Raw genomic sequence first — 24849 nt, 5'->3', positions numbered from 1 at the left:
CAAACACTCATGAAATGTGGGGGGTCCGAGTGATTGTCTGTCTTCACAATGTGATCAAAACACTCGTGAAAAGTGGGGGGTATGGACTGCAGCCAATTATTCACCAAAAGAATTCTGGTTAGATTCCTATACTGCAAACGATCAATACTTTCTTATCATTCAATAATCCGCTGATCAACATCCTGTTCTGAGTCCTTGAGTTCATCCTGGTCAAGTCTTTTCGAGGTTCGAAAGGATACCCTTGCTTATGGAACTCGAGGCGATTCACGATTTCAGCGCTGTCAAGACGTCCTCAACGGTAAACAGTCGCAAATCATCCCGTTTCTCGGCAGCGTTCTCTACGGCCTGTGTAAATCCGCTTCGAGAGAACAACGCGTATTCGTGCTTCCGCTCTCCCCCTCCGGATGGCGTCCATTGAAGCTCATTGACGTGAGTTTGAAGCTTCGAGAACGCATCGTAATCCAACGGTGATCGCTGAAATTTGCACTCGCCAGTGACCAGCGCGTCCTCGTTTGTTAGACCCACAACGTCAACCTCGTGGTCCTGATACCACCATTGTCCGACGTCCGTGATCATATACTCGGGATAGAGCGTTCGAAGAGCGGAACCACAGAGATCCTCGAACGAGTCGCTTACGAAGTCTGCGAGTTCCGGCTCGATGAGCGTCTCGTATGCTTCATCTCCAAAGTCCTCGTATCTGTCACCGCTCCCATAGACGAAATGGAACCAAAATCGGAAGAACTGATCACGGATACGATAGCGACTTCGCTTGGTTCGCTCCTTTCGTTCGGTAATTGGAACGTGTTGATCGACCAGTCGCAGCCGAGAGAGGCGGTTTATGTATTTTGAAAGTTGATTGTAATCGATATGTAGAACCAAATATTCTCTGATATTGTAGAACCAAATATAATACTTGCTATAATCATACCTCAGAGTATCGTACTTTAGAGTACGTTATTTGAAGTCGACTCTACTCCAGTCATTTCAGGGATCCCTAATTACTCAGCCACAGGATGAGATGTGGTTACCTGTCTTGATGACCGAATCAAAGCTTTCTGGGACGAGTGACTCCCTCCCTGCCCTCAACGAACGAGCGATACAAACCGTGAGCGAGTAGGGAGGGGTAGTTCGCTCGTAGGCTTGAGTCGCTTCAGTGAATACCACAGGAAAGCCCAGACATCTCTGGTGGAGAACTCGAGACGAGGGTACCCATTGCATACACTTGAGCATCATTCGTGACGAGGTCCTTCTCCTGGATCGTCTGGAACAACAGTGAGTCCCATCGTGTGGAAATCGCTCGGGTCGAACGTGAATACGTACTCAATCTCATATTCGCGAGCGAGTGCACCGCCAAGGTGCTCGAAGAACGCAATCTCTTGGTCATCGTACTTGACGAAGCGTTCGTATGCTGCGTCGAACATGGCACCAGTCACGGGGACCACATTGATCGTCTCTGAAGCTCGGATCTCCTTGAGTGTCGAGACAGCGTGGTGGTGGCTCTTCCGGTAAAGGATCACGGTTGCGAGCTCGGCGAGCACGTACCGGCTCGTGAAAATCGGTCCGTACTCACCGGCCCGAATCGCGTCGAACACAGCTGAAGCTCGAGTATGGTTGGCATCGTCCTCGACATACGCCGCGTAGAAACCGCCCGTGTCGACGAATAACGGAATGGGTGTGCCCTGACTCATGCCGACTCGGCGTCACTATAGAGGATATCGTCGATGTTCTCAGAGGTGTTGGCCGGCTCCCCCGCTTCGAAGGTTTCGCGATCAAATATCGGGTCGTCTGGGTTGACGTCGCTGATCGTTGCTTCGCTCGCCCGCTTGCTCCCGGTGGAGAGCCACCACACGACAGCTCTCCCCCCGACTTTTGATTTCTCGAGTGTGCCGTCATCGGCGAGGCGTTGGAGCCGTCGATAGGCCTGCGAGCGATCAATACCGAACTGATCACCGACTGACTGCGCTGTCTGAATTGGGCGATCCTCGCGAGCGATGAACGCGAGGATCTCCTCGTCCGTTACCGTCGGTGAATACTCACCTCGGTCATTTCGGCTCATACCCTTCACTACGTAGTGAACCGATATAAGTCTGCGCACCACAAAGTGTATGGGGAGAAGGGACGGATACACTACAAAGTGTATGGTAGAGACAGTCCACTCAAAGGCCGACGTCCTCAACGCGTTCCGGGAGGTCGGCGGCGTGGTGGCGAAATGTGTCGAGGATATGAGATGCACACGGTGAACGGCGTACAGCAGTTCTCTTTAATTGAGGGTACGTCAGTAGTTCACGGGGCATCTAGTTTCACTCTTTTTCGAGATGGTGGTGATTTCCTTCTCAATGAAAGAACAAATTTTGTAGAATAGGTTTCGTAGGGTAATTCTGAATCTGCTCAGAAACCCCCGATCTCTTCGAAACTGAATTTCGACAACAGACGCTACAACCCATTTTTTGTGCGCCAATAGGCGTGAGGCGCAACTCAGTGTGTCTCGAGATCACTAATGAGTACAGATCAGCAACTCCAGAGCGAATCGCATCGAGACGACCAATCCAAGACGGACACGAGCAGCCGGGACCGAAGCTATCCAGGTGACGTTGCCCGCCTCAACGGACACGAACTCGTCGCAATCGACGAGTGGCTTCCCGGAACTGAGCCATCGATGTATGAAATCGACCTCACAGAGGGTTCCGAATACCGCACACGCTACTGGCGCTGCAGAAAATGCGGGCAAGAACGCAACCGCCGCAACAAATTCACCAGCCCCTGTGCAGATCCACAGCCACCGACTCCACTCGAGGCAGGCGGGTACTCGACCGACGAACCACGAACCCGTCGCGCACTGAGTGAGAATATGGACGTTCGCTTCGCCAGCGTGGGCCCAACCTACGAGGTCGTCAGCGAGAGTGGAAACACCTACACGGTCGATGTCGAGGTGGAAACGTGCACCTGTCCGGATTGTGAACAACGCGAGCCTGCCGGTGGCTGTAAACACCTCAGACGCGTCGACCTCGAGATTCGGACTGGACTGGTCCCATCCCCAGATGGGACGTTCATTCGCTAACCTCTATATCTCGAATATGGCGAACCGCTCTCAATCTATAAGTGTATGGGGCCCATATCTGCTTCCAAGACCATGGATGACTGGACTGAAACGATGACTGCTCGAGACCGGATCGAAGCTGTTGCCCTCACACTCCGCGAGCCGAGGTCGGTCAACTGGATCAAAGAGCAAGCAGAGGTTGGATCCTGGGAGACAACGAAATCTCAACTCGAGTATCTTACTGATGCAGGCCAGCTTACGACCGTCGAGATTGACGGCGATATACGCTACAAGATCGATCCAATGCGGGCGTACCTCGATCATATCCAAGAGCTTGTCGTTGAGAATACGAAAGACGAGCTTCGAGACGAACTGGAGGCAATCGCCTCAGAAATTGCAGAGTGGAAGCGCGAATACGATGTTGATTCACTGCAAGAGCTCGAGGCATCGCTTGGAGATGAGCTCCCTCCAGAAGAGGTCCAGGATCGACGAAAGGTGATCTCTTACTGGGAGGAAAACGAGCACCATCGCCAGCTACTCACCAACGCACTTGGGCTATACGACGATCTTTCGGCACAAGACCACGGTTCAGACCCCAGCCAACCTCAACACGCCGACTGAGATGGGACGGTTCACTAGCGGTGGAAACCCGTACGACAAGCCACGTGTTTATCAACGAATTCACCAGCGACTGAGTACGCAACCGGAGTTTTCCGACGTCCAGTATCTTCCGTCTCGAAACCGCCCTCGCGAGATTCACGCCGTTGTCGACGTTGAACGGTTTCTTGATCACTCGTATCGGTCAACAACTGCTCGAGTCGAAATTGAATTCATATTCCGTCAGGATTGGAACCGCTACTGGATTCAGTGGGTCGAACCAGAACGTGGCTTTTCCTGCGGATGGCGTCAGGATAATACTCACACAGACTTAGGCCATTGCCACTTTCAGATCGATTATCCGAATGGTTCAGTGGATCGAGAAAAGGCTGTGTTTCTGGATGCCCACCCGCTATCAGTCTTCGAAACTCGTCTACAAAGCCTGCCAGAGAAGCTTGCTGAACTGTCTTTCGAGTAGTTTCCAAAATATCGTTCAGGACTCTCTACGCGTTTGTTCCAACATCCTAGTGGCGATCTTTTTGCCTATCCCATCAACGTTAGTTAGATCTGATATAGAAGCACTCTTGATACCAGCTATTGACTGATACCCGTTCTCATTGAGATTCTCGAGGATATTTGTCCCTATCCCGTCGATTTCTAAGAGAGCATCAAGCGTGTGTTCCTTAAATGGAGGGTCACTGACACTCCCGGGGATCGTAGACCCGCTATCTAGTTCCGAGCGAATAAGCCGTCGAAGTTCGCCCTCAGTCCATCGGCCCTCGTGACGGGCAGCCACCAATTCTGCTTCAAGTTGCTTTATTTTCTCCTCCAATACGTCAATGCGCTCTCCAACACTCAGCTCTACCTCCTGCTCTGTCTCTAGGTTCTCGGTCTCAAATTCGCTACTCGATTCATCGTCATCGACAAGCGTATCTGTAACATGGTCTGTATCAACCTCACTTTGGGGGCGGACGGTTGCAGCAGTGGCAGCCCCATCACTTAGATCAACATTGGTGAGTTTCCCTGAAGTAGCACCATAAACGGGAATTGGCGTTCCCATTATAGCCCGACTTACGACATCTGCGTTGAGCTTCTTATCAAGGTAGTTTCTGCACTCTTTCTGAGCAGCACTTGGTCCGTGGACAAGTGCGACATGCTTTGCGTCGACATCCTGAGCGAACTCAGACAGAACTTGACGAGCGCAGTGTCCGCTAAAACCAGAGATGGTTTGGATCCAAGACGTTGGGATCGTTACTGTGGTATTGCCGCTGTCGTCGGCCTCAAGATCCAGATCAGTGAATGGTGTTACTGGGAGAGATACTTCTACGTGGGTCCCTGAAGCATCTTGCAGGACTTTTCCTGGTGTCCCCTCCGCCTGGTGACCAATTAAGAAAACACGTGCCTCATCATATTTTTCCGCAAGTGCAGTAAGATACAGCGGTGAGGTGCCCCCAGTAAGCATTCCAGAAGGTGCGACGATAATCGGGGCGTTGTCACCATCGAGGATTGGGGCACGCTCAGAATTATTTTCTGGGTACCATGCACAGTCCGGAAGAAAGGGCTCGTTGTCTTGAGCGTTCATCCGCCAGTTATTGATCTTTTCATTGACGAATTCCCCAATAGAATAGGCATGATAGGCAGCAGTGGCGTCTCGTGCCATCCCATCGTAGATAACCTCCAGTTTCTCCTGGATATCATCTGGCTCGTGCGGAAAGCGTTCGCGGAATATCTGCATCACTTCTTGGGCTCGTCCCACAGCGAAGGTTGGAATGAGAACCGGAATACCGTTCTTCACAGCGTCCAAGGATTCTTGATAGAGTTGGTTCCGTGCTGATTTTAACGAGCGGTGTTGCTGGCGGTCCCCATAAGTACTCTCCAAGAAGAGCGTATCTGCAGATGGAGGCGCCTCCCAATCAGGAAGATGAGCTGATCGACCCCCAATATCACCAGAGAACACAACGCGACGGCCACCGTATTCAATGGCGAGCCAAGCACTACCAAGCAGATGGCCTGCTCCACCGAGTTTGTATTCGAAATCAGCGAGGGTATCGATTCGAGGGAGATCTCGAGAGAGGGTATGGGTTCCGTAGCGATGTGGTTTAAACCGCTCAAGAACGTCATGGACGTCATCTCTGGTGAATTGTTGCTTTCGGCCCTGTTGGCGGGCCTGTTCCTCATGAATGTTAATTGAATCGTGGAGAAGAGTATGGCAAAGTGCCGTTGTCGGTCGTGTCGTGATAAGAGGGGCATCAGCTGCGAGAAGGTCGCGATGCTCCAGTACTGGAAGTCCTCCTGAGTGATCGATATGGGCATGCGTGAGAAATACGGCGTCAATCTGTCCTTCGTCGATCTCCCTCAGTTTTGGAAACTGACCACCGGAGCCCTGATTGAGTCCACAGTCAACAAGGAGATCCAACTCCGGCGTTTGGACATGATAACAAGATCGACCGACTTCTCTAGCCCCACCCAATGGAGTAACCACAAGAGGTTGGTCAACGAGGCTACCATCATTGGAAGCTGTACTTCCCTCTTCTGGCTGTTTGAGTGTCCGTTGATGACTCATCGGCTCAGAACTTGTTCGGCGTAGAATCGTTCGACAGTCCGGGTCTGGCCAACAAAAGTGAGCTCGCGAATAAGGTCGGTCTCAGCAAGTCTAGGTAAAAACTGGTAGTATTCATCAAGTACGGTTTCGAGAGGGCGGGTACCATCTCCGGGGCGACGAAGACGCTTTACCTGCCAAATCGCAGGTGTTGCATCGATTGAGCCAGCTTTTTCAGCTTCTTTTTCAGTAAAGTATTGGGCACGGCCTGCTCGACGCGTAGTCCCTCTTCCAAGGCGTGACGGTTTAGCAGTAACCTCATCGAGACGGATGAGTTCGAGCGGTGTTCGAGTCTCGCCAGGAAGTGCCTCATCAAGATCTTCACGAACATTGTGGGCACTGAGCGAATTATCCTTTTGGAAATACGCGATCGTCATCTCGGCGTTTTCCTCATACAGTGCAGGTTTCACAGCGTGTATACCATCATCAACGGTAAGATATTGAGAGGGGACTTCGACAACGCAGATCCCAGTAAGATATAGACGCTGAGGATCAGTAGCAGTCTCTTCTTCGAGATGATCAGCTATCTCCTCAAGGCCGTCGACGAATTCAGCAGTGCTCACAGGCTGTGCATTTTTGGGCGGCCGCTCTGCAGGATTGCTAAAATGGACCGTTGTTTCCGGGATATAGGGCGCTTCGGCGGGGACACGGACTTCAACGGGGTAGTCTGGTGGCCGATACTCTTGATAGGCATGATCTTCGCGACTGGTACGATCAAGCTGGATTTTCGCGCTGACCGGGAAGACGGTTGGAGGAAGTGAGTCGATGATTTCGATAGGGTCAAGGACTCGAAGGATCGCAGTAGCAGTGCGTTCTGTATCGCCGCTTGTCTCTTGTATTCCCATATTTAGCGTAAATAATTGTATTATTTATCTCTTATAATTCTTTCTACGTGAGGGGGTTGTTAGAGAGTGTGCGATTTAATGGGACGTTCAACCGGTGACTGAGAGGTGACCAGGTCGTCCGCTCGAGATAGTTTATCCGCCCCGGGAGGGGTGCGGGGGCCCGACTGAAGCCGCTCGCAGACATCCATGCGATCAAGCAACGTAGCACCAGCGTCGCCAGACGCTGCAACGACCCGGTTCCTGAAGCGAGGGATCGCCACATGACCAGGTGTACTGAGTGTCGAGTACCGACCTGTACGAGACGTACCCGAGATCGAGCCGGATACGCTGGCCGGTTCTGTTCGGATAGCTGTGAAGTCCGCTACGAGCACCTGCAGGCGGACGCTCGAGACGCAGTTCCGGAGGATGCGTACTGATGCTCGACCAGATCGACCACCGTGGCAAGCGCTTCACGATCGAAGACGACGACGTCGACGACGAACGGAGAATCGATCGTCGTCGACGGGCAGCTGTCCTCGAACGACAGGCCCAGCGAGAACGCCACGAACTCGAGCAGGCGAAAGCGGTCGCAGGTCCAACTGGAGCGAATCTTGGACCACAGGCGTCCCTGCGTTCGACCGAACTGAGTGCCGAAATGCGACGGCTAACCATCGTACTCAGTGCAGTCGCTCGATAGAGGCAGATCCCTGTCTTTCGGTTTTGTTGAAATTCTTCAATCCTAATAAGAACTGCGTGCTGAATACAGAGCGCATATGCAGCATCGAGGGTCGGCCGGAGCGAATCGTCAAAAAATGATATAGACAGTGATCGCAGGGATCCTCTCGGTGTGCTTCCCTGTCTAATCTGTGTTGGTAACAGTGTTAACTCGGTCAATGTTCCCACCAATTACTGGGTCGATGCGCATGATGGCATGCCCACCATGAGGCTATAGGTTCGGCTATCGTCTATGGTGATATGCCTGGAGAGACAGAGAAGCCCAATACCGAGAGAGTACAGGAACTATACGATTCGTTTGGCAAGGGTGATTTCGAGGCCATACGAAACATCATGGATCCAGATGTGGAGTTACACGAACCAAAGGGGATTGCTGGCGGGGGAACACACCACGGATTCGACGAGATTGTTGAGAACGTCTTTTCCAGGGTAGGAACTGAGTGGGAGGATGTTTCGGTCGCCCCAGAGCGGTACGTTGAGGACGATGATACCGTTGTTGTACTTCTCACTTGGAGTGGTACGTCTACCAAGACGGGAAAGTCAGTCGAATACCCGAACGCGCACGTCTTCGATTTCGAGGAGGGGAAGATCATTCAGTGGAGATCATACGCTGACACCGCGTTGTTCAACGCCGCGCTCGAAGCGTGAACTACCACGAACATCGGTGTTGCGTCATTCCTGACCGAACTGAGGACAGACAATCTCTGAGTTGGTCACGTCCTTTCTGGCAGGAATCGGATTGTTTGTTCAGCGACTGCTGAACTCATAGCGCGAATGCGGCACGAGATCCAGCCGAATTTGCGAAGTTGGTGATCGCTCAGAACAGTTTGCTCATGGAGGTCACCATAAGGTATGGTCAACGGTTTCTTTTTCGTCGATATCGCTCCTGTTGTACCTGCTCAAGGCGATAATAAACGCCCCACACGACCCATACAAGGAGGACCGCTGTTCCAATGACCGTCTCTAACCGCACAATTTGCTCGTCGAAGATGAAAGTAGACGCGAACACGATGATAGCCCACAAAAGAATAACGTAGACAATTTGATTGAGGGAGTCCGGTCCCAAAACCTCCTGAAGAGCCATTGTGTTTAATACTCGAACAGAGTCCATAAAACTCCCACCCATCTTCTAATAGCGTTCCATGCGCAGGTCACCTGGTCGGATGATTCAGCACTAACTTGATAGAAGAAACAGCGGTGATTCACTGCATCTTCGGTCACGTCACTTCTGAGAGGAGTCGGGTAGTTCGCTCATCTTCAGAAACCAACAGAGAACACTTCACAGGAGGAACTTCCTGTTGCCGGTCAATAGAGTTCGTAGCAAGTAACTGCGTTCCTCTCCCGAAAGTGCTAAAATGGTTAGATCTCGACGTGCTGTGTGGGGAATTCTGAAATCGTCTCTAACACCTCCTCAACCATCGGGTTCCCCCAGTATCGAATCGTTTGACTCCTCGCGTCATACTCAATGAGTCCGCTCTCGCTGAGGCGGGGGAGCGTTGAATGGCGTAATTGAACGGCGATGTGTTCTTCGCTTTCGTGACTCCCCTGACCAAGCGTGATTGCAAGGGCATCAAGTGACATGACTGACTCAGACGAATTGAGGAGGGTAAACAGGAGGCTACGGCAGTAGTGGTTGGCGACTACTAGTAGCAATTCGTCTGCTCTAGCGGACTGGATTGAGTGTTGATTTCCCATTCTTCTATCCCCCCGATGAGATATCGTGTCTGACGTGCGTCTGCCACATAAGTGTTGTCTTAATTATAATTGTCGTCTGGTACCTATTAACAATCCACTCCTGCTCCATTACTCGACCACACGATCACGGCAAGACGAAAACGAGGGGGTGTACCGTTCTAGACCATCTTAATGTAAGATAGTGCTGCTGAGAGATGTCTCTTGTGAGGATGGAACTGTCTGGCTTTGACCCCTAGTTACTCCGTTGGTTGCACCCGGATGAGACCGGTGTCCGTGATCAAGACACGATGGCCTTCGAGTGAGAATTCAATGGTGACTCCACCCGTGCGACTTCCATCTTCGACCATCGCATCGAGGGCTTCGGGATCTACGTGGTCGTAGAGGGTGAAGCCAAGCTCTTCCGGTGCCTCTGTTGGATCAACCCCTTCAATCGCCCCAATTGCCTGGACGACGGCGATACTAGCCGGGGTCGATTCACCACATCTGTGTTCGACCACGGTGGATGAATCGTAGTCGAATTCCTCATACCCTGGGGTCATCGGAATGCACTACAGTGGCTGTCAGCACCGCTGTATTTGAACCTGTGTCCCAAATGGTTAGGTATTTGTCTCAAACGTACCGCTACCCAGTTGAATGCCGATTTCACGGACTGCTTCGAGTGGTCAAGAAGCGAAGTCGGAACTGATTCTTGCAGCCAGAAACCCGAACGCTTCCTCGCCCACGATCTGTGCTTCGACGGCTCTGTGGAGTAGCAGTTTCAGTGAAGGCGACGACGAATTCAACGGATTGGAGTGGCACACAGAGCGATACCGACCATTATTCATCTCCTCGTACAATCGGTTAGACGCTTCGATACCCGTGCAATCGGGTGTGTATGCCCGGTATTACAATTAGTTGGTAAGTGGCGGAATTCGGTATCATGCACGACCTCACAGGATTTCAGCGAGACCTGTTGTACGTGATCGCCGGTGCCGACCAGCCCTCCGGAACGATGGTAAAAGAAGAAGTGGGACAGTATTACAGCACCGAGATCAATCATGGGCGGCTCTACCCGAATCTCGACACGCTGGTCAACAGGGAACTAGTCGAGAAAGGGCAACGTGATCGACGAACAAATTACTATGCGCTGGCCGACGCCGGAATACAACAGATTCAGGAACGCCACGAATGGGAAGCTCAGTACGTTGATTTGTGACAGTACTGGTGATATAGGTATCAGGTCAGGAATCGTAGAGAGACACAAACAGTATTTGGGCTGTTGTGCCACGTCCTTCAATGAAAGAGAAGCGGATTGGTGAAGAGATAGTTGCGATCTGTACTAACTGTGAAGCCGTCTATCCAGCCATCCGGTTCCCTGAGGGGGACATAAAACGCGTCGGGAACTATCCCCATTGTCGATGCGGCAGCCGATCGTTTGTCGAGATTAAGGACAGTCAGTAAGCAGTACTCTGGTGGAATCCTCTCAGGCCGAAAGACTCACCGGAGTAATAACTGATTTTATTGTCACCATTCTCGTATGAGGAAGTGAAGGGCGTGGTTGTCCCTCGAATGGGAGGTGGCAGTGGTGCGTCGTTTTTAAAGGCCATTCACCCTTCAACCGCGTGCCTATGAGTATTACCAAATCATATAACCGGTTCCAAAGCATGCAGGATTGCCGACATCCCGGGTATTGAAGTACCGATTCCTGCGCACGTATTGTGAGTGGATGGTTCACTGCTTTCGAGGTGAAACAAACAGAGTTGTCGTGCTGCACTAATCCTCTATATTCAGCACAGCGGTTCAATCCTATCACTCACTGAGGGTTTCAACAGAGCCTTTCTTTCGGGGTTTGTGTTCTCTTCTTCAGTACTGCAGACGGGCGACTGGTTTAACCAACAATTCCCGCGAGAGGATCCCAAACCGTTGGTTAATCTCTCGAGTTCAGAGTCCTGCTTCATTCTCCTCACCTGTTCCCGACGATGAGTCTGTCGGCGCCGCGAGGCGCGAGGCGCGCTCGAGAGCGTGCCGAGATGTGAGTTCCATGACTGATCCAGACATCCTTGACGACAGATCAGACGATCACGAACGATTCGAAACCAAACTTTTCACACAGGACCGGGATACGGCCCGGGTGTCGACAGCGGACGTCGACGAGATGACCGCGCGGCACCTCGTCAGTGACCTCGTCGACGTCGGCGTCGTGACGGCGGTCGCCGAACAACGAGTGCTGGTCCATGAGCCAAGCGGCGAAGCCTTCGACTCAATTCAGCAGTTGGCTGTCTTCCATCGTGGGTGGACAGCTGGCCGTGATGCCGACGAGGAGACGTCGTAATGCAGCAGACGCTTTCGGGATGTGCGTTCTGCGATGCGCTTCCCGGGTCGGAGCGTGGCATCGCCATTACCTGGGGTAAAGATGAGCAAGTTTCGCATCCCATCTGCGTCGACTGTGCCGACCAGGAGCATCCCAATCTCGGCGAGCGTGATCACCACGCCTGTGATAGCTGTGGCCTCGTCGTCGACACGCTCACTGCACTCACGCGATTTCGTGTTGAACTCGGGCATCTCGAAGGGCCCTTGCAGCTGTGTGTTCGCTGTAGCCCTACTGGCCCCGTGACGTATTGGACACGGGACCTCGAAACACATGTCGTCGATGAATAGCCCGACCAGCCCACTCCCAGTAAATCAGCGAGCCCGAATTGGCTCAGGAATACGTCGATACATCTAATACATACAGGGACAATCAATACATATGCCCATCGACATCGAGACGTTCGAATCTTCCCCCGAGGACCGCCTCCAGCACTCCGGGGAGACGAACGCCGATCGCGTCATGCAGTTTCTCGCTGCCCATCCCGATCAGGCGTTCACCCAAAGCGAAATTCGGGATGCGACCGACGTCAAAGCGGGGAGCATCAGCGTCGTCCTCTCTCGGCTCGAGGATCGGGGACTCGTCCGGCATAAGGGCACCTACTGGGCGCTCGGTGAGGATGACGACGTCGCGGCGCACATCAGTTTGCTCGAGAGTACGCGGGCGGCCAATGACCGCTTCGGCGAGGAAGACATGGACGAGTGGTTGGAGCACGCAGTCGACGACGAGGACGAGGCGACTGAATGAGCTATCAGCGTGGGGACGTCGTCTGGGGGCCGGATCCGTTCAAGTCGGGTGAGAACCCGCGTCCGTGGCTGATCCTGAACAACGACACGCACCCGTTCGGCGACGAACAGTATATGACGGTCACGCTGACGACCACTCCCCACGACGAAACGGTCCCAATCGAGGGTTCTGACTGGGTGGAAGGTGGAATGCCACGCCAGAGCTACGCCTCGCCCTGGTCGGTTGCGTCACCGAAGCACGCTGCACTCATCCGTCGACAGGGTCGTCTCGATGAATCGTTCGTCCAGACCGTCATCGACGAGCTGGAGACGTATCTCGACCCGCCAGCCGACGCTCGCTAGCTTCAACCTCGTGACCACCAGTTACCGCAAGTTCGGGTAAATCCGCTCCATCCCGTCACAGTTGCCCTCGAGCCGTTCGTCCGGTCCATCAGCGGCGTTGTTATTCGTCCCCGTGGATCGAGGAAGCTCTGTCGTGGGAGGCCATAGACGGCGATTTCTTGGAGAGGGGTCAGAGATGCAAGTACACCACGACTTATTGTCAACGATTCATAGAATGCCGGACCAATCTTGATTATCACTGGTTTTTTAACATACCACTTATGATCGCCCTCTTCTGGAATATCCAGGGTGCGTGGCCGGGTGCTCCCAGAGAGCGGGTTCGGAATCAAATTGATTTCATTGCTGAATACGACGATCAACCCGATATCCTGTTCTTCCAGGAAGTCAGCAGATATCGCACCGAGATCCGCGAATACCTCGCTGAGATTGGCTATCATACAATCGAAGACACGCTCGATTGGGCATCGGAACTGGGCGACAGTACTGTCCAACCCCACCAGGATATCTCGCATACAAATGGCAATCTGACCGCCGTTCGAGGCGAAGCTGGGCTCACTTGGAAACCGCTTGATATCCTTGGGGAGGACTTCGATGACGTGGATGTGAAGAATCTGAACACACATTATCCAGAGAAAATTCTAGTAACTGACTACGAGGTCGAGGGTCAGACGATCGAGTGCTGGAACGTCAGAGCCGTTCCCGGGAGTATGAAAGGTGAAGAAAAGATCAAGATTCTCGAAACAGTCTTCCAACGGATTGTCGATTCCGAAGAACGACTTCGACTACTCGCGGGTGATTTCAATACTCCTGACGAGGAACTATGCGACGGGCAGGCGATTACGCATATCCAGGACAAAGACCCAAGAATTCGCCATCGGTGGCGCAATGCCGAGTTGAATATTCTCAAGGGATTGGGCCACGCTGGAATAATCGATACGTTTCGAGCCATCCATGGGTTCGGTGAACTCGATGTGTTGGACGTGAGCCACGCGACTCGTACGGACGACCCATTAGATGTTCCAGAGGGGGGAAGTTAGTGGAGTGAGGTTCGACCACATCTTCGCATCGACTGATTTGGATCTATGCGACGCCTTTTACGATGTCGAGGGGTTTCGCTACAGCGACCATGCCCCGCTCCTCGCAGAGTTCGAATTGTAACCTGGTGGTTCATCGGAACGGCTGAATCATGCTTCGTCTGTGCTACATGCGCCCTCTATACTCGACACTTGCGAGGTTGACTACGCTATCGTCGGTGGAAGCGTCGCGATCCTTACAAGGCGATCCCGATCGACAGAGGACATCGACGTCATTCTGGAGCCGTTATCCGAAATGGAGACTCAGAAGTCAGTTACTGAACTCAAAAACCATGGGTATTGGAGGATGGCGATGCCGCTCGATGAGATGTATTCGATGTTGAGCGAAGGCAACCGAATCTGGATTGCCGAAGAAGGAGAGATGTATCCAAACTTCGAGATATGGTTCGTCTCAACCGATGTTAAGCGCGAGGCCCTCACGATTACTTCCGACGAAGGACAGATCGAGATCAGTCCGCTCGAACTCCAAATTGCATACAAACTCCGGCTCGCACAAGCTTCAGACAGTCTCAGTGGGAAGGATTTCGAAGATGCACTTCACTTGTACTTTACTTTCGAGGAACGATTTAAAGAATCTAACAGCAGAATTCCCCGGGTCACCGTATCCGGGGATGAATGCGAGAGCATCCTCGACCAACAGCATTTAGACACATCAAACCGAAGTACTGCGTACAGTGGAGCCGACGGTCAAGTACCGAGCGCACCCTGAAACTGAGGAAGACAAAGAGTCAGCACTCTATCAAATTAATCTCAACCGGGAAGTCTACAACCATGCGCTCACCCAGTACTACAACCCGGCTCCCGAACACGACAAACCAACGTACACAACCCTACAAAACAAGCTTCCTGAGTGGAAGGGCGAATTCCCCAAGTGGGTCGAAGCGCATTCGAAAGCCCTGCAAATGGCAGTGCGGCGCATCTACTGGGCGAGAGACGCACTCGACGAACTCGAAACGCGAGGGCATAACGTGGGTGGCTTGACGTGGAAGCGGCCACACGATTTCCGTAGTGTCACGTACAACCAATCCGGATTTGACGTGGATAGTAACACGGGCCGGGATGGACATGCGACGCTGGAACTCTCGAAAATCGGCACCTTCGACATCGAATATCACCGTCCACTTCCCGACGACGCCAACATCAAACAGGTCATTCTCAAGCAGGAGAAATCGGGAAAATGGTTTGTCAGTATCGTCCTCGATACGGAACCAGAGTATCCAGAGCCACCCGAGCCCTCGACCATTGACGTCGAGGACACGGTGGGCATCGACCTTGGCATCCTCGCGTTCACGCACGACTCGGACGGAATCGCTGTGACGCCGCCAGAGTTCAGCGAGGACATCAAACGCATTGACAAGCGCCACCGCGAACTCTCAGGCAAAGACCACGGGTCGAACAACTGGGAGAAAGCGCGGCGGCGACTCGCCGAAGCATACGAAGACTTGCGAAACAAGTTCAAGGACTTCCGCGAGAAACTCGCTCGGGCATACACCCGCGATTTCGACGCCGTGTTTCTCGAAGACCTGAATACCCGAGGATTACTCCGCTTGTCATCGAACGGGCGAAACATCGCATTGATGTCATGGTATGAGACGATTCAAACGTTCAAACGCCACGGCCGAAAGAACGGCTGTCACGTTATCACTGTGCCTCCTGAGGGGACGACGAAGCGCTGTGCAAAGTGTAGCGTGGAGACCGCGAAGCCACTGTGGGTACGTGAACACTCGTGCCCAGCGTGCGGATTCGAGGCCGACCGCGATAGGAACGCGGCGTTTGAAGTGCAGAAGTTGGGGTTGAAGGAGTTGGGGGTCGACTATTCTCTTGACGTCCTGTTAGGGCTGGGAGAGTCCGAATCAACGCCTGCGGAGACTGCAACCGCTGTGGATACCCGTGAGGTATCTGCAAGTCGCGTCGTAGAAACAGGAAGCCTGCCGTCGCGAAACGCAGGACGCCCCGCGTCACCGCACGCGGGGTAAACTTCACCACGGAGCAGCTCGAAACGTACGTCAAAGAGCTTGGAGTGGAAGACTACTATGCTGAACTCACAGGAGTTTGAGGACGATCAACGCCGGAATACGGAGCAACGCCGCGCGATGATCAAGCGCTGGGCGGAGTACGTTCGGACGCACGACGATCGCGAGTGGTCACGCCAGCAGAATCGCCTTATCGACTCCCAGCTCCAGTCCGCCAATGAGATGGCTGCTGCTGGCGATACGGATCACGTTCAGTTTACGGCTGCTCGAGACCGGCTGCGCGATCGGTGATGTCCGACACTACCCATTCGAAGTCAGTCGACGATGAAGTCCGCCAGCTGTACGAGCGCTATCAGGCGGCCGAGAGCGACGAGGAACGCCACCAGATCGCCCTCGAGATGGGGAAACTCGACGGACGCCGCCGCGCCGAGATCTACGCAGCACTCGAAAACGAGTGACTCCCCTAGTGTCTCTACAGAGAGTGCCATGGATACGGTGTCTGAATCTGTTCTCCCGCCGCTACTGCCCCATGCCCGTAGGACACGTTACCGAGAAAGCCCTCAGCCACTCAGCTTCACCTCCCACCAGACCCAGCATCGCAGTCAGATTGTTGTTGAGCGACGTTCTACGCGACCATCGGTTACTACGAGGGCGTCTTTCTCTTCGAGACGTCTCACAATCTCCTGTATGTCCGTTGCAGGACGGTCAAGTTCCTGTTGCAGGTCAGCCATCGGTTTCGATTCATCAAGGGCGTGAAGCACTTCGAGTTCCTCGTAGACGCGCTCGGTAATCTCTGCAACTGGACCATGCAACGGCGTCGTTACGTTGTGTTGTTCGGTGAGATCAGTCAACGCCTCGTTCACGTAGGTCACGAACAGTTCTTGCTCTAGGAGTTCAATCTGCGCGGTGAGTTCGTCTTCGATGACGTCGAACTCGAGGCCGGTCTGCATCAACGAAAACATATCCTCAATGTCGTCCACTCGACCGGCGACGGCTTTGAACAGGAAGGTGTCTTCTGGACTCACGAGGTCGACCACGAGATGCCCAGGATTGAGATACCGTTCGCTCCGCTCACGAATGCCTGGAGACAGAATCAGTTTGCCAATCACCTGCTGGTTGAAAACGTCGATTCGACATCCATCATCGTTCTCGAGGATTCGTTGGGCACCGAGTTCTTCGTACTCTTCGTCCGGCTCCTGGACGATATCATATCTCAGTTCGAGGAGCACCGCTTGTAACTGACTCAGATCGTCTCCTCCGGAGACGATGAGGTCGATATCTTTGGTCGTCTCTTTGAGCCCGCGAAACGCCATCGATCCACCGCCAATTAAGAAGGCGGTGAGTGGGGTGTCCAGCTGCTGACCGATGCGCTCGAGTTCTGAGCGAATGTATGCGCTATCGAACCGCGCCCTCATAGCGTCACCTCGTACTCCTCAGCCAGTTCCTGGAAGTCCTTCCACTCAGGGAGTCGCGACGTCCGCTGGTCACCGCTGGTGTCGAGATATGTGCAAAGCTCGTCGACGACGTCGTCAACTCCGTACGTGACAGATTGGGTTCGAAGTTCGTCGCGGTCGATGTCGACGTGGCTGAGCAGGAGCAGGCAGTATGATTGAGTCCGTGCACCCGAATCGATCACGAGCATGTGGCAGCACAGTGTCTCTGGGGTGAGATCACTCGTCGTCTCCGAATAGAGGTAGTATCGACGGTCACGTGCCAACAGCGGGAGACCATATCGCTGGAATTGGTCTGGCCCTGTCGGAACGAAGTGTTCCTCAATGATCTCAGTAGTCGTCTGGACAAGGAACTCGTCGAGGGATTCCCACATAATCGTGTACGTGTCGGTCTGTGCTTCGACAGTCTGGCGGTGGACGTGATGGGCAAGCTCACGAGCGAATGCACTCAGCTGTTCGAAGCCGTCATTCAGTGCGTACGCACCGTCGTCGGTTTGGTAGACAATTCCACGATGCTGAAGTGGGGCAAGTGCACGGTGGACGGTACTTCTGTGGACGTCGGCATGGCGTGCGAGATCGATTGCGGTCCGTGGGGTATCGAGGTAGTAGCAAACACGGATGGCTGCCCCTGACAACAGCTCAGGCCAGTCGATGTGTGAATACTGCTGCGTGAGGCCCGTGAGTAACTCGAGTGCCTTTGCGTCCGACAGTCGAATCTGCTTTGTTTTTCCCTGTCGGTGTGTCTCGACGAAGCCAGCTGTTTCGAGCCGTTCGACGAGTTCTGAGGTGTAGCTGAGACTCCGATCGAGATTCGTTGCGAGTTCAGAGACCGTCTGCTCACCGTGGAGGGCAGTAAGGGCGCGAACCTCGCCTTCTGTGAGCATACTGTCGCATACTAGCGAACCAATATATAAATGACTTCGGTATTTTGCAACACCCGACTGACCCAGTCGAGAACGTGGACATAACGGATGAAAGCCCTCGGCCGCTCGGCATCCCGCGACCACCGCTGCGCTCCTCGTGCCTGCGGTGCTTACGGGGTCGGGGGACGACCGAGCCGGCCTCGCCCTTTCTGAGTCCACCAGGATAGCGGCTGTATCACTGAGCGTCAGGCCCGGTTGAACGGTGTTTCTCTACGGCCCGCCCCGCTCGCCGCTGCCGCCCTCCGCGTCGCTCGCGACCGACCATTCCGGGCGTGCGGGCGCTCTCCGCACCGCCCGCGCCCGTTCCGGGCTAAAATGAATCTGGCCTCCGCGCCAGCATTAAGCGCGTTTTCGGTTGCGCCACTCGCGGGCTTTCGCGTTCCAGCGCTTTGGGCCGTTCCGCGCGGCGAGTCACCCCACGACTCGCCGTGCTCACGACCGTCGCCCTGGACACGGACCCGCAGTCCGGGCCGGACACGAGAAACGGCTTAAAGCTGGCCGCTCGCTCCGGGCGGGTCGACGCGCGGTGCTGGATGATTGTCCGCCTCAGGCGCGCTCTCGCTCGCGCCCCAGGGGGCGCTCGCGAAGGCGCGAGCGAGAGCGCGCAGATGTGTCTGTCGGTCGGTGTCGTCGGAAAACCACGATGTTGTAGCATCGCGGTGGCGGCGCGTGAGCGCCTTCGGAACTGAGATGAGTTCCAATGTCAAGTAACAACGGTACCAGTAATGTAGTTTCGGTCGATGAACAGGCATTCGAAAAAGCGGACGAAGCAGAAGTCGATGAAGATGACTTTGAGGTCGTTGACGAGACGCCGAAATTCCAGGCAACGGTGCAGATGGAGATCCAGGCGAAGGTCGATGCCAACCACCCGGACGGGATGGTCGATACCAGTGACGAGCGGATTCACGGTGCGACCCTCGAACAGGAAGAGCGCATTCGGGCGCGAGAGGCCGAACTGGAGCGAATCAGTGCCCAGGCCGAACTGGGGACGCAGAACGGTCGGGAAGAGCGGACGCGAACGGTCGCGGCGAAGCGAAGCGCTGAGCGGCGTGCTGCGTTCCAGAAGCGAGCGGCGAGCGTGGATCCGATGGCGGACCCGGAGCGAGACGATCCTCGTGCAGAACTCACCCAGGAGCAGTTGGCGGCAGTGAACAGACAGTCGATGCGGCTGACGGAAAAGCTGGATGGCTGGTCGCGAGCGGCGATTAGCCGGCGGCTGGCTGAGGTCGTCGTCGATGGAAAAGATCTGATGAGCGCAGTCGTCGGGGTGTACGAGGAGCTGGAGACGGCGTCAGGGCAGGTGGTTCCCATTGGGAAACTCGAGGAGATTGGTTGCAAAGAGGTGAGCATCGAAGGGACGGTGACGCAGCTGTGGGAGCCGTCAAGTGCAGCCATTTCCCAGGTGGGGCTCATCGAAGACGAGAGCGGGCGTACGAAGCTGACGTCGTGGGTTGCGAGCGACCAACCCTGGATCGAAGAAGGCGAGCGCGTTCGCATTCACGGGGCGGCGAAGAACTGGTACAACGGGCGCGTCTCCGTGGCCCTGACCGGGTGGAGCACCGTTATGTTCCCAGAGCGCGGTCGGTGGTGGGAATAGCCGGGGTAGCGCCCCTTTTTTGCTGATGTGTAGCAATCACCGCCACCTCCCACCTCCTCCACGTTCCGGGCTGATCACGGCGCTCAAGGCGCCGTTTTCGTTCGAAAGAGCTTCGCTCTTTCGTGATGACGAAAATCTCTGATTTTCGAACCATGCTCCCGGGCTTTCGCTAAGCCTGTCATTGGCAAATACGTTCAGCATCCCATGCCTTTAATTGGGTTTCTTACAAAGTATCGACAATGTACGACCTGACTGGATTCCAGCGTGATCTCTTGTATGTGGCCGCCGGACTAGACGAACCGCATGGACTCGCGATCAAAGACGAACTCGAGAACTACTACGAGAAAGAAATCCACCATGGCCGTCTCTATCCGAACCTTGACACTCTCGTCGACAAGGGGTTGATCGAGAAAGGTGAGGCCGATCGTCGGACGAACGTCTATTCCGTGACGCGCCGCGGACGTCGTGAGATCGAAGATCGGGGACAGTGGGAAGACCAGTACATTGGAGACATTCTATAACCTTAGTGGAGTCCGTTCGACAAAGCTACCGAGTCATCTCATTACCTATCCGCCATCTCAACGCTGACCGTGCAGTTATTTTGTGAAACTCACTGATGGCCAGCGGTCTTCTCCTGTTCTTCGGCGACACCGATGGCATAGATTCGACGTTCACAAACTAGATGAGCCGCTTCACGGCCGTCTCGAATAGTCCAAAGAGGGTCACGAGGACGCTCTCGAACGCGAAATATGGAGGGAACCGGTCTATTCAGTATCTCAACAGGAAAAGACTGAAACGGGTCCAACCTTCCCAGACAAGCCAGAGGCACCCACCTCGGACCCTTCTCTCATCTATCCGGACTCGCGACTGGAGACCGACGGGGCCCTGGTGATCGATCGCGGCACCAAAACGAAGTACGTCACGCCCGCGAGCGCTGCCGCCGACGTTCCCTACGTTTCCGAAACGATCGACGGTACATCGACCGCCATCTACTTCGAGTTCCACACTGACTGCCATGTCATGGCACGGAAACAGATCGCTCCAGACGGGCTTATCGACGCCTCGAGCATCGGCTACAGTCATGGCATCGTCGTAGACGGTACCTTCTTTATGTCGGGACAAGTCGGTTGGAACGAAGAATTCGAACTCGCGGGGGAAGATATTACAAGCCAGACGCTCAAAGCGTTCGAAAATGTCGAGATACTCCTCGAAGACATCGATCGATCGTTGAATGACGTGACGAAAGTGACTGCACACGTCGTCAAGCTACAAACGAATCGGGACGCGTTCTTCGAGGTGTGGAACGACGTATTTGCCGATCCACCGTATCCATGTCTCACGCTCCTTGGACCACAGCAGCTCGCACAGGACGGGTTACTCGTCGAACTCGAGGTCGAAGTTCCGGTTGAGGACTAAAGTAGAAATAGTCACTCGCTCTTGAAATCGAGAGCGGATGTCGATGCGGTTGGCGGAGAAGCCGGATGGCTGGTCGCGAGCGGCGACCGGTCGGCGGTTGGCCGAAGCCGTAGTCGGTGGGAACGACCTGATGAGTGCAGTCGGTGATGGGAATAGCCGGGGCGACGCCCCTTTTTTGCTGATGTGTACGCAGTCACCGCCACCTCCCACCACCTCCACGTTCCGGGCCGCTCACGGCCAATGGCCGTTTCGCTGCCGGGCTTTCGCCCACCCTATAGGTCCGTAACGTCGCCGTATCGTGCGGTGTTTGTTTGCCCCTGAGTGGCTGAGGGGCATCCCGAGCAACGCATCGCCCCCTCGTGAGCACCATGGCAACTAGAGAGATTTATGAAACGACGTTCGACGAAGACGTCCAGACTGAGACTGAATCGAACCAATGCCCCGAGTGCAACGGTTGGGTCACCACAAACGCTATCGAAACTATCTGTGAGGACTGTGGGCTCGTCATTGATGAGCAACGGATCGATCACGGTCCGGAATGGAGACCTCACGATCAGGACCAGCGAAAACGAACAGGGGCTCCACTGACTGCGGCACGTCATGACCGCGGACTGTCGACGGAGATCGGTCGCAGGATCGATGCAAACGGAAACGAGCTCTCCAAACAAAAACGCCAGCGGCTAGCCCGAATGCGGCGTGAGCAATCTCGTGGGCGGTTCCAGTCGAAAGCCGAGCGAAATCTCGCACAGGGCCTGGGTGAAATCCGAAGAATCGCGAGCGCTCTCGAGTTCACAGAATCGGTTCGCGACCAGGCGTGTCAGCTGTTCCGGAGTGCTCAAACTGAAGACCTGCTTCGAGGCCGATCAATCGAGGCAATGGCGGCAGCAAGCGTCTACGGTGCCTGTCGCTGTAACGGTCTCTCACGAACGCTCGAGGGTATCGTCGATGCGGCACGGGTCGAGCAGTCGAGAGTCAAAAGTGCCTACAAGACGGTGAACAGAGAACTCGGCCTCCCGGCCCAGCCCGTTCGTCCAAGCGAGTTCATCCCCAGTATCGCGTCGGAACTCGATGTCTCTGACGCCATTCGTCAGCGAGCTCGACGGTTGGCCGAAGAAGCTGAATCAACAAGTGCTACAACGGGCGTCCGGCCATCAGGATTTGCAGCGGCCTGTCTCTACAAAGCTGGGCACGAAGAAGGGCGTTGGCTGACGCAGACGGAAGTCGCGGAGGCTGCGAACGTCACTACTCCGACCATCCGGTCGCATCAAGACACACTGGCTGAATTGGCACTCTGAAGCGGCTGATCTAAAACCTTCAGTCTGTACAGGTCGGGGTTGATGTTTAAAAGTGAAGACGAAGGAACGTGCTGGTAGACGTCCCCATGACCGACCGTTACGCTGACCTCGAGGAACTCCGACCGGTTGACGAGGCGACGCAGATTCCCGACGAGGAACTCGCCAGAGACAGTCGGCGCGAGCCATCCAGAGATCGAACCGCGGAGACGCTCGTGGGATATCCAGACGACTCAGACGCAACAGCGAGCGAGTGTGCTTCCTGTGGCGTGTCAATTCCTGCCAGCCAGACCAGGTGCCGGTTCTGTCTCACGAACCATGCCCGGAGTGCGGAAGTCATGAATTTGATCACTTCGAAACCACTGGTGGGCATTTCGGAAAATTCGGGAAAGCAATAATTGAGCGGACAGATTACTGGAGTGCAAAACAACCTCTGTTCACTAAATGCAAGTCCTGTGATGAGGTGCTGTTCAAGCATCCATCATTTGATTTATTGTTTGATTCAGATAGCGGAAATGAAATAGTGATCGAGATGTGAATTGTGTTGTGTGCCTCGATTCTCTCAGGCGGACATTCACCCGTCTCGAGATCTTTGCTGAGTACATCCGATAATATTGAGGAATCTCACTCCATAGCAATGAAGGTATTGTCGAAAGGGTCAAATCGGCCATGGAGGCAACAATCTCGTATCGATTAAATACTCGTTCTGTTTCCTTCTTGTTAACTATCTGTTCACTCGCGACGACCTTCCTCGAAACGACCGGCTTTCAGACCCCATCACAGTCCTTGTTCGAGAGGTAGTGACCTCCAGCAACAACAAACTCGATTTTGAAGTTACAGTCGAAGATGCAGCCGGTCACACGATTTCGCTGAAGGTATGGTCCACACATTCTCTCTCCCTTTCACTTACGGAAGGCCACCAGTATGAGCTCGAAAATGTCCGTGGAAGATATTGGTCACAGGGTGGAACTCGACATTACCAGCTCGACAGTACGAAGGATCTGACGGTGACTGAACTTGGACCGCCCGGTGACAACGCCACACGGCTCTTGATTGTCGGGGACACCCACGTCGGTTATCGGCATCGTCGCCGTGACAAGAAAGCAAAGGGTGCTCGAGAGCTTGACGCTCGTGATCGCTTCCGGGCTGTGATGAACCAAGCCAATACCCTAGACGCTGATGGCGTTATTCACGCCGGGGACATTTTCGATCACGTTGCCATTGGATCAGACCGATCCTTTGTGATTAACAATCTCAAGTCAGAATTCAACATACCGTTCTACTACATCTATGGGAATCACGACGAACCGGCGAGCCGTCGGACGGTTGATGGTGCAACTGAGGATGTATCGGGAATTGAACGCCTCTCCACAGTTGGAGAATCAGTGGGGGAAATGGATGTCACACTATTCGGTATCGACTACAGTTACGATAACTTCCCAGGCCAACCGCTCAAAACATCGGCTCAATCAGTACTAACAAACGCGAACGTATTGGTCGTCCACGATACTCCATACCCTGTTCAAAATGGAAAAGGCCACCTCATGTATCAAAAGAGAGGAGCAGATTTTCGAGTGGCGGTTAAACAAACCTCTGTGGACATTGACCTCATCGTTTCCGGACATATGCACGTCGGCCAACAGGGCACACTTGATGAATTCCAAACGCCCGTTCTTGTTACCGGAGCACCAACACCGATCAATAACAGAAAAGAAAACAATAACCCGTCAACGTGGCTACTTCGCGTGACTGAAGACGGGATCGACGGTATCACACGACACCCTCTCTGAGGATTAGGTGTAGTCTGGCTGCGCCGGCAATGAGTGCCGGTGCACACGCACTGGAGGGTATTGATGACGACACAGAGCCAACTACGATTCGTCCAACGAGTCAAAGAGACCGTTAAAACAGATTATTTCGACTGTGTTGTGCAGGTGTATCGCCATTCGAATGGGTACTGAGCGTTCTCCAGAACTCGTACAAATGAAAGTCTTCCCGATGCAATCGAAGCGGGCGAGGGATTGGCTACAGCCGGCTACACTGGGAGCACGCTCGTGACGGACAAGAGTGTCGTACCTATCATCGCAACTGAGAACCCGACCACCGTCGCTTTTGCCATCACCCCTTACACTCAGATAATTCTATAAGTTGCGACCGGCCGCTAAGTTAGCAGCGAGTCGG

At 54.1% G+C, this 24849-nt stretch carries 28 protein-coding genes and 2 pseudogenes; 20 read left to right on the top strand and 10 right to left on the bottom strand.

All coding sequences use genetic code 11. The features are described 5' to 3' along the window. Window positions 1-264 precede the first annotated feature (264 nt). From NGM15_RS17885 to NGM15_RS17875, 3 genes and pseudogenes are all read right to left on the bottom strand, one after another. Window positions 265-867, bottom strand: a pseudogene (locus NGM15_RS17885) (DUF234 domain-containing protein); the annotation flags it as partial. A gap of 362 nt (window positions 868-1229) precedes the next feature. After that, window positions 1230-1688: a type II toxin-antitoxin system VapC family toxin gene (locus NGM15_RS17880; protein ID WP_253438459.1), complete on the bottom strand. Its 459-nt coding sequence runs from the start codon at window positions 1686-1688 to the stop codon at window positions 1230-1232. After that, window positions 1685-2233 carry a helix-turn-helix domain-containing protein gene (locus NGM15_RS17875; RefSeq protein WP_253438456.1) on the bottom strand — a complete coding sequence of 183 codons (549 nt, stop codon included), beginning with the start codon at window positions 2231-2233 and terminating at the stop codon, window positions 1685-1687. Before NGM15_RS17875 ends, NGM15_RS17880 begins: the two co-directional genes overlap by 4 nt. A 264-nt stretch (window positions 2234-2497) precedes the next feature. On the opposite strand from NGM15_RS17875, the gene NGM15_RS17870 reads away from it, so the two are divergent. Both NGM15_RS17870 and NGM15_RS17865 read left to right on the top strand, forming a co-directional pair. Continuing rightward, window positions 2498-3058 carry a hypothetical protein gene (locus NGM15_RS17870; protein WP_253438453.1) on the top strand — a complete coding sequence of 187 codons (561 nt, stop codon included), beginning with the start codon at window positions 2498-2500 and terminating at the stop codon, window positions 3056-3058. A gap of 72 nt (window positions 3059-3130) precedes the next feature. Next, the gene (locus NGM15_RS17865; protein WP_253438450.1) at window positions 3131-3658 is read left to right on the top strand and encodes a DUF7342 family protein; all 528 of its coding nucleotides are present in this window, start codon (window positions 3131-3133) and stop codon (window positions 3656-3658) included. 469 nt (window positions 3659-4127) lie between these two features. Here NGM15_RS17865 and NGM15_RS17860 read toward each other — a convergent pair whose 3' ends face one another. Both NGM15_RS17860 and NGM15_RS17855 read right to left on the bottom strand, forming a co-directional pair. Beyond that, window positions 4128-6197, bottom strand: coding sequence for an MBL fold metallo-hydrolase (locus NGM15_RS17860; protein ID WP_253438447.1), 2070 nt, complete (start codon window positions 6195-6197; stop codon window positions 4128-4130). Further along, window positions 6194-7078: a hypothetical protein gene (locus NGM15_RS17855; RefSeq protein WP_253438445.1), complete on the bottom strand. Its 885-nt coding sequence runs from the start codon at window positions 7076-7078 to the stop codon at window positions 6194-6196. Before NGM15_RS17855 ends, NGM15_RS17860 begins: the two co-directional genes overlap by 4 nt. Before the next feature lie 415 nt (window positions 7079-7493). Here NGM15_RS17855 and NGM15_RS17850 point away from each other — a divergent pair, with 415 nt between their 5' ends. Further along, a complete protein-coding gene (locus tag NGM15_RS17850) occupies window positions 7494-7754 on the top strand; it encodes a hypothetical protein (RefSeq protein ID WP_253438442.1) in 261 nt (86 codons plus the stop codon). Between the two features lie 278 nt (window positions 7755-8032). Next, window positions 8033-8440 (top strand): nuclear transport factor 2 family protein, encoded by a 408-nt coding sequence (locus NGM15_RS17845; RefSeq protein WP_253438440.1) that lies wholly within the window; start codon window positions 8033-8035, stop codon window positions 8438-8440. Between the two features lie 711 nt (window positions 8441-9151). On the opposite strand, the gene NGM15_RS17840 is transcribed toward NGM15_RS17845, so the two are convergent. Both NGM15_RS17840 and NGM15_RS17835 read right to left on the bottom strand, forming a co-directional pair. Beyond that, window positions 9152-9373: a DUF7344 domain-containing protein gene (locus NGM15_RS17840; RefSeq protein ID WP_253438437.1), complete on the bottom strand. Its 222-nt coding sequence runs from the start codon at window positions 9371-9373 to the stop codon at window positions 9152-9154. 350 nt (window positions 9374-9723) lie between these two features. Further along, window positions 9724-10026 carry a HalOD1 output domain-containing protein gene (locus NGM15_RS17835; RefSeq protein ID WP_253438435.1) on the bottom strand — a complete coding sequence of 101 codons (303 nt, stop codon included), beginning with the start codon at window positions 10024-10026 and terminating at the stop codon, window positions 9724-9726. Window positions 10027-10406: 380 nt separating this feature from the next. Between NGM15_RS17835 and NGM15_RS17830 the strand changes: the two genes are divergently transcribed. The 10 genes from NGM15_RS17830 (at window position 10407) to NGM15_RS17785 (ending at window position 16447) form a co-directional block, all read left to right on the top strand. After that, window positions 10407-10682, top strand: a complete 276-nt coding sequence (locus NGM15_RS17830) for a PadR family transcriptional regulator (protein ID WP_253438432.1) — start codon at window positions 10407-10409, stop codon at window positions 10680-10682. Window positions 10683-11507: 825 nt separating this feature from the next. Then, the gene (locus NGM15_RS17825; RefSeq protein WP_253438430.1) at window positions 11508-11798 is read left to right on the top strand and encodes a DUF8069 family protein; all 291 of its coding nucleotides are present in this window, start codon (window positions 11508-11510) and stop codon (window positions 11796-11798) included. After that, window positions 11798-12124: a DUF7558 family protein gene (locus NGM15_RS17820; RefSeq protein WP_253438427.1), complete on the top strand. Its 327-nt coding sequence runs from the start codon at window positions 11798-11800 to the stop codon at window positions 12122-12124. The genes NGM15_RS17825 and NGM15_RS17820 overlap by 1 nt, the downstream gene beginning before the upstream one ends. Before the next feature lie 91 nt (window positions 12125-12215). Beyond that, window positions 12216-12581, top strand: a complete 366-nt coding sequence (locus NGM15_RS17815) for a MarR family transcriptional regulator (RefSeq protein ID WP_253438424.1) — start codon at window positions 12216-12218, stop codon at window positions 12579-12581. Next, window positions 12578-12922 carry a type II toxin-antitoxin system PemK/MazF family toxin gene (locus tag NGM15_RS17810; protein WP_253438422.1) on the top strand — a complete coding sequence of 115 codons (345 nt, stop codon included), beginning with the start codon at window positions 12578-12580 and terminating at the stop codon, window positions 12920-12922. The genes NGM15_RS17815 and NGM15_RS17810 overlap by 4 nt, the downstream gene beginning before the upstream one ends. A 260-nt stretch (window positions 12923-13182) precedes the next feature. Beyond that, on the top strand, window positions 13183-13959 hold the full coding sequence (locus tag NGM15_RS17805) for an endonuclease/exonuclease/phosphatase family protein (protein WP_253438420.1): 777 nt from the start codon (window positions 13183-13185) through the stop codon (window positions 13957-13959). Between the two features lie 292 nt (window positions 13960-14251). Then, a complete protein-coding gene (locus NGM15_RS17800) occupies window positions 14252-14725 on the top strand; it encodes a hypothetical protein (RefSeq protein ID WP_253438418.1) in 474 nt (157 codons plus the stop codon). Continuing rightward, complete coding sequence (locus NGM15_RS17795; RefSeq protein ID WP_253438416.1) at window positions 14691-15992, top strand: RNA-guided endonuclease InsQ/TnpB family protein; 1302 nt, start codon at window positions 14691-14693, stop codon at window positions 15990-15992. Before NGM15_RS17800 ends, NGM15_RS17795 begins: the two co-directional genes overlap by 35 nt. A 57-nt stretch (window positions 15993-16049) precedes the next feature. Continuing rightward, window positions 16050-16280, top strand: coding sequence for a DUF8150 family protein (locus tag NGM15_RS17790; protein WP_253438414.1), 231 nt, complete (start codon window positions 16050-16052; stop codon window positions 16278-16280). Beyond that, a complete protein-coding gene (locus NGM15_RS17785) occupies window positions 16280-16447 on the top strand; it encodes a hypothetical protein (RefSeq protein ID WP_253438413.1) in 168 nt (55 codons plus the stop codon). The genes NGM15_RS17790 and NGM15_RS17785 overlap by 1 nt, the downstream gene beginning before the upstream one ends. Before the next feature lie 144 nt (window positions 16448-16591). Here the strand turns inward: NGM15_RS17785 and NGM15_RS17780 are convergent, their stop codons facing one another. The 3 genes from NGM15_RS17780 to NGM15_RS17770 form a co-directional block, all read right to left on the bottom strand. Beyond that, window positions 16592-17404, bottom strand: a complete 813-nt coding sequence (locus NGM15_RS17780; RefSeq protein ID WP_253438411.1) for a DUF6036 family nucleotidyltransferase — start codon at window positions 17402-17404, stop codon at window positions 16592-16594. Continuing rightward, window positions 17401-18324 (bottom strand): ArsR family transcriptional regulator, encoded by a 924-nt coding sequence (locus NGM15_RS17775; protein ID WP_253438409.1) that lies wholly within the window; start codon window positions 18322-18324, stop codon window positions 17401-17403. Before NGM15_RS17775 ends, NGM15_RS17780 begins: the two co-directional genes overlap by 4 nt. Before the next feature lie 527 nt (window positions 18325-18851). After that, on the bottom strand, window positions 18852-19064 hold the full coding sequence (locus tag NGM15_RS17770; RefSeq protein WP_253438408.1) for a hypothetical protein: 213 nt from the start codon (window positions 19062-19064) through the stop codon (window positions 18852-18854). Here NGM15_RS17770 and NGM15_RS17765 point away from each other — a divergent pair. The 6 genes and pseudogenes from NGM15_RS17765 (at window position 19064) to NGM15_RS17740 (ending at window position 24458) form a co-directional block, all read left to right on the top strand. Beyond that, the gene (locus NGM15_RS17765; RefSeq protein WP_253438406.1) at window positions 19064-19960 is read left to right on the top strand and encodes a DNA-binding protein; all 897 of its coding nucleotides are present in this window, start codon (window positions 19064-19066) and stop codon (window positions 19958-19960) included. The two genes, NGM15_RS17770 and NGM15_RS17765, sit on opposite strands and share 1 nt — an antisense overlap. A gap of 239 nt (window positions 19961-20199) precedes the next feature. Then, window positions 20200-20481, top strand: coding sequence for a helix-turn-helix transcriptional regulator (locus NGM15_RS17760; RefSeq protein ID WP_253438405.1), 282 nt, complete (start codon window positions 20200-20202; stop codon window positions 20479-20481). 367 nt (window positions 20482-20848) lie between these two features. Further along, window positions 20849-21376, top strand: a complete 528-nt coding sequence (locus tag NGM15_RS17755) for a RidA family protein (RefSeq protein WP_253438403.1) — start codon at window positions 20849-20851, stop codon at window positions 21374-21376. A 34-nt stretch (window positions 21377-21410) separates the two neighbouring features. Next, a pseudogene (locus NGM15_RS17750) lies at window positions 21411-21518 on the top strand (DNA-binding protein); the annotation flags it as partial. Between the two features lie 226 nt (window positions 21519-21744). Continuing rightward, window positions 21745-22671, top strand: a complete 927-nt coding sequence (locus tag NGM15_RS17745) for a transcription initiation factor IIB (RefSeq protein WP_253438401.1) — start codon at window positions 21745-21747, stop codon at window positions 22669-22671. Window positions 22672-23468: 797 nt separating this feature from the next. Further along, the gene (locus NGM15_RS17740; protein WP_253438400.1) at window positions 23469-24458 is read left to right on the top strand and encodes a metallophosphoesterase family protein; all 990 of its coding nucleotides are present in this window, start codon (window positions 23469-23471) and stop codon (window positions 24456-24458) included. Window positions 24459-24849: the final 391 nt, after the last annotated feature.

The sequence above is a fragment of the Natronosalvus halobius genome, from assembly GCF_024138145.1.
In the GTDB taxonomy this organism is placed as follows: Archaea; Halobacteriota; Halobacteria; order Halobacteriales; family Natrialbaceae; genus Natronosalvus; species Natronosalvus halobius.
The sequence above is the reverse complement of the archived record's forward strand: the minus strand, read 5'-3'. Positions and strand labels throughout refer to the sequence as shown.

What these genes read in the sequence shown, in the direction of transcription:
- NGM15_RS17880 (WP_253438459.1), bottom strand. Translation starts at nt 1,688, where the DNA reads ATGAGTCAGGGCACACCCATTCCGTTATTCGTCGACACGGGCGGTTTC.
- NGM15_RS17870 (WP_253438453.1), top strand. Translation starts at nt 2,498, where the DNA reads ATGAGTACAGATCAGCAACTCCAGAGCGAATCGCATCGAGACGACCAA.
- NGM15_RS17865 (WP_253438450.1), top strand. Translation starts at nt 3,131, where the DNA reads ATGGATGACTGGACTGAAACGATGACTGCTCGAGACCGGATCGAAGCT.
- NGM15_RS17860 (WP_253438447.1), bottom strand. Translation starts at nt 6,197, where the DNA reads ATGAGTCATCAACGGACACTCAAACAGCCAGAAGAGGGAAGTACAGCT.
- NGM15_RS17855 (WP_253438445.1), bottom strand. Translation starts at nt 7,078, where the DNA reads ATGGGAATACAAGAGACAAGCGGCGATACAGAACGCACTGCTACTGCG.
- NGM15_RS17850 (WP_253438442.1), top strand. Translation starts at nt 7,494, where the DNA reads ATGCTCGACCAGATCGACCACCGTGGCAAGCGCTTCACGATCGAAGAC.
- NGM15_RS17845 (WP_253438440.1), top strand. Translation starts at nt 8,033, where the DNA reads ATGCCTGGAGAGACAGAGAAGCCCAATACCGAGAGAGTACAGGAACTA.
- NGM15_RS17840 (WP_253438437.1), bottom strand. Translation starts at nt 9,373, where the DNA reads ATGTCACTTGATGCCCTTGCAATCACGCTTGGTCAGGGGAGTCACGAA.
- NGM15_RS17835 (WP_253438435.1), bottom strand. Translation starts at nt 10,026, where the DNA reads ATGACCCCAGGGTATGAGGAATTCGACTACGATTCATCCACCGTGGTC.
- NGM15_RS17830 (WP_253438432.1), top strand. Translation starts at nt 10,407, where the DNA reads ATGCACGACCTCACAGGATTTCAGCGAGACCTGTTGTACGTGATCGCC.
- NGM15_RS17825 (WP_253438430.1), top strand. Translation starts at nt 11,508, where the DNA reads ATGACTGATCCAGACATCCTTGACGACAGATCAGACGATCACGAACGA.
- NGM15_RS17820 (WP_253438427.1), top strand. Translation starts at nt 11,798, where the DNA reads ATGCAGCAGACGCTTTCGGGATGTGCGTTCTGCGATGCGCTTCCCGGG.
- NGM15_RS17815 (WP_253438424.1), top strand. Translation starts at nt 12,216, where the DNA reads ATGCCCATCGACATCGAGACGTTCGAATCTTCCCCCGAGGACCGCCTC.
- NGM15_RS17810 (WP_253438422.1), top strand. Translation starts at nt 12,578, where the DNA reads ATGAGCTATCAGCGTGGGGACGTCGTCTGGGGGCCGGATCCGTTCAAG.
- NGM15_RS17805 (WP_253438420.1), top strand. Translation starts at nt 13,183, where the DNA reads ATGATCGCCCTCTTCTGGAATATCCAGGGTGCGTGGCCGGGTGCTCCC.
- NGM15_RS17800 (WP_253438418.1), top strand. Translation starts at nt 14,252, where the DNA reads ATGGAGACTCAGAAGTCAGTTACTGAACTCAAAAACCATGGGTATTGG.
- NGM15_RS17790 (WP_253438414.1), top strand. Translation starts at nt 16,050, where the DNA reads ATGCTGAACTCACAGGAGTTTGAGGACGATCAACGCCGGAATACGGAG.
- NGM15_RS17785 (WP_253438413.1), top strand. Translation starts at nt 16,280, where the DNA reads ATGTCCGACACTACCCATTCGAAGTCAGTCGACGATGAAGTCCGCCAG.
- NGM15_RS17780 (WP_253438411.1), bottom strand. Translation starts at nt 17,404, where the DNA reads ATGAGGGCGCGGTTCGATAGCGCATACATTCGCTCAGAACTCGAGCGC.
- NGM15_RS17775 (WP_253438409.1), bottom strand. Translation starts at nt 18,324, where the DNA reads ATGCTCACAGAAGGCGAGGTTCGCGCCCTTACTGCCCTCCACGGTGAG.
- NGM15_RS17765 (WP_253438406.1), top strand. Translation starts at nt 19,064, where the DNA reads ATGTCAAGTAACAACGGTACCAGTAATGTAGTTTCGGTCGATGAACAG.
- NGM15_RS17760 (WP_253438405.1), top strand. Translation starts at nt 20,200, where the DNA reads ATGTACGACCTGACTGGATTCCAGCGTGATCTCTTGTATGTGGCCGCC.
- NGM15_RS17745 (WP_253438401.1), top strand. Translation starts at nt 21,745, where the DNA reads ATGGCAACTAGAGAGATTTATGAAACGACGTTCGACGAAGACGTCCAG.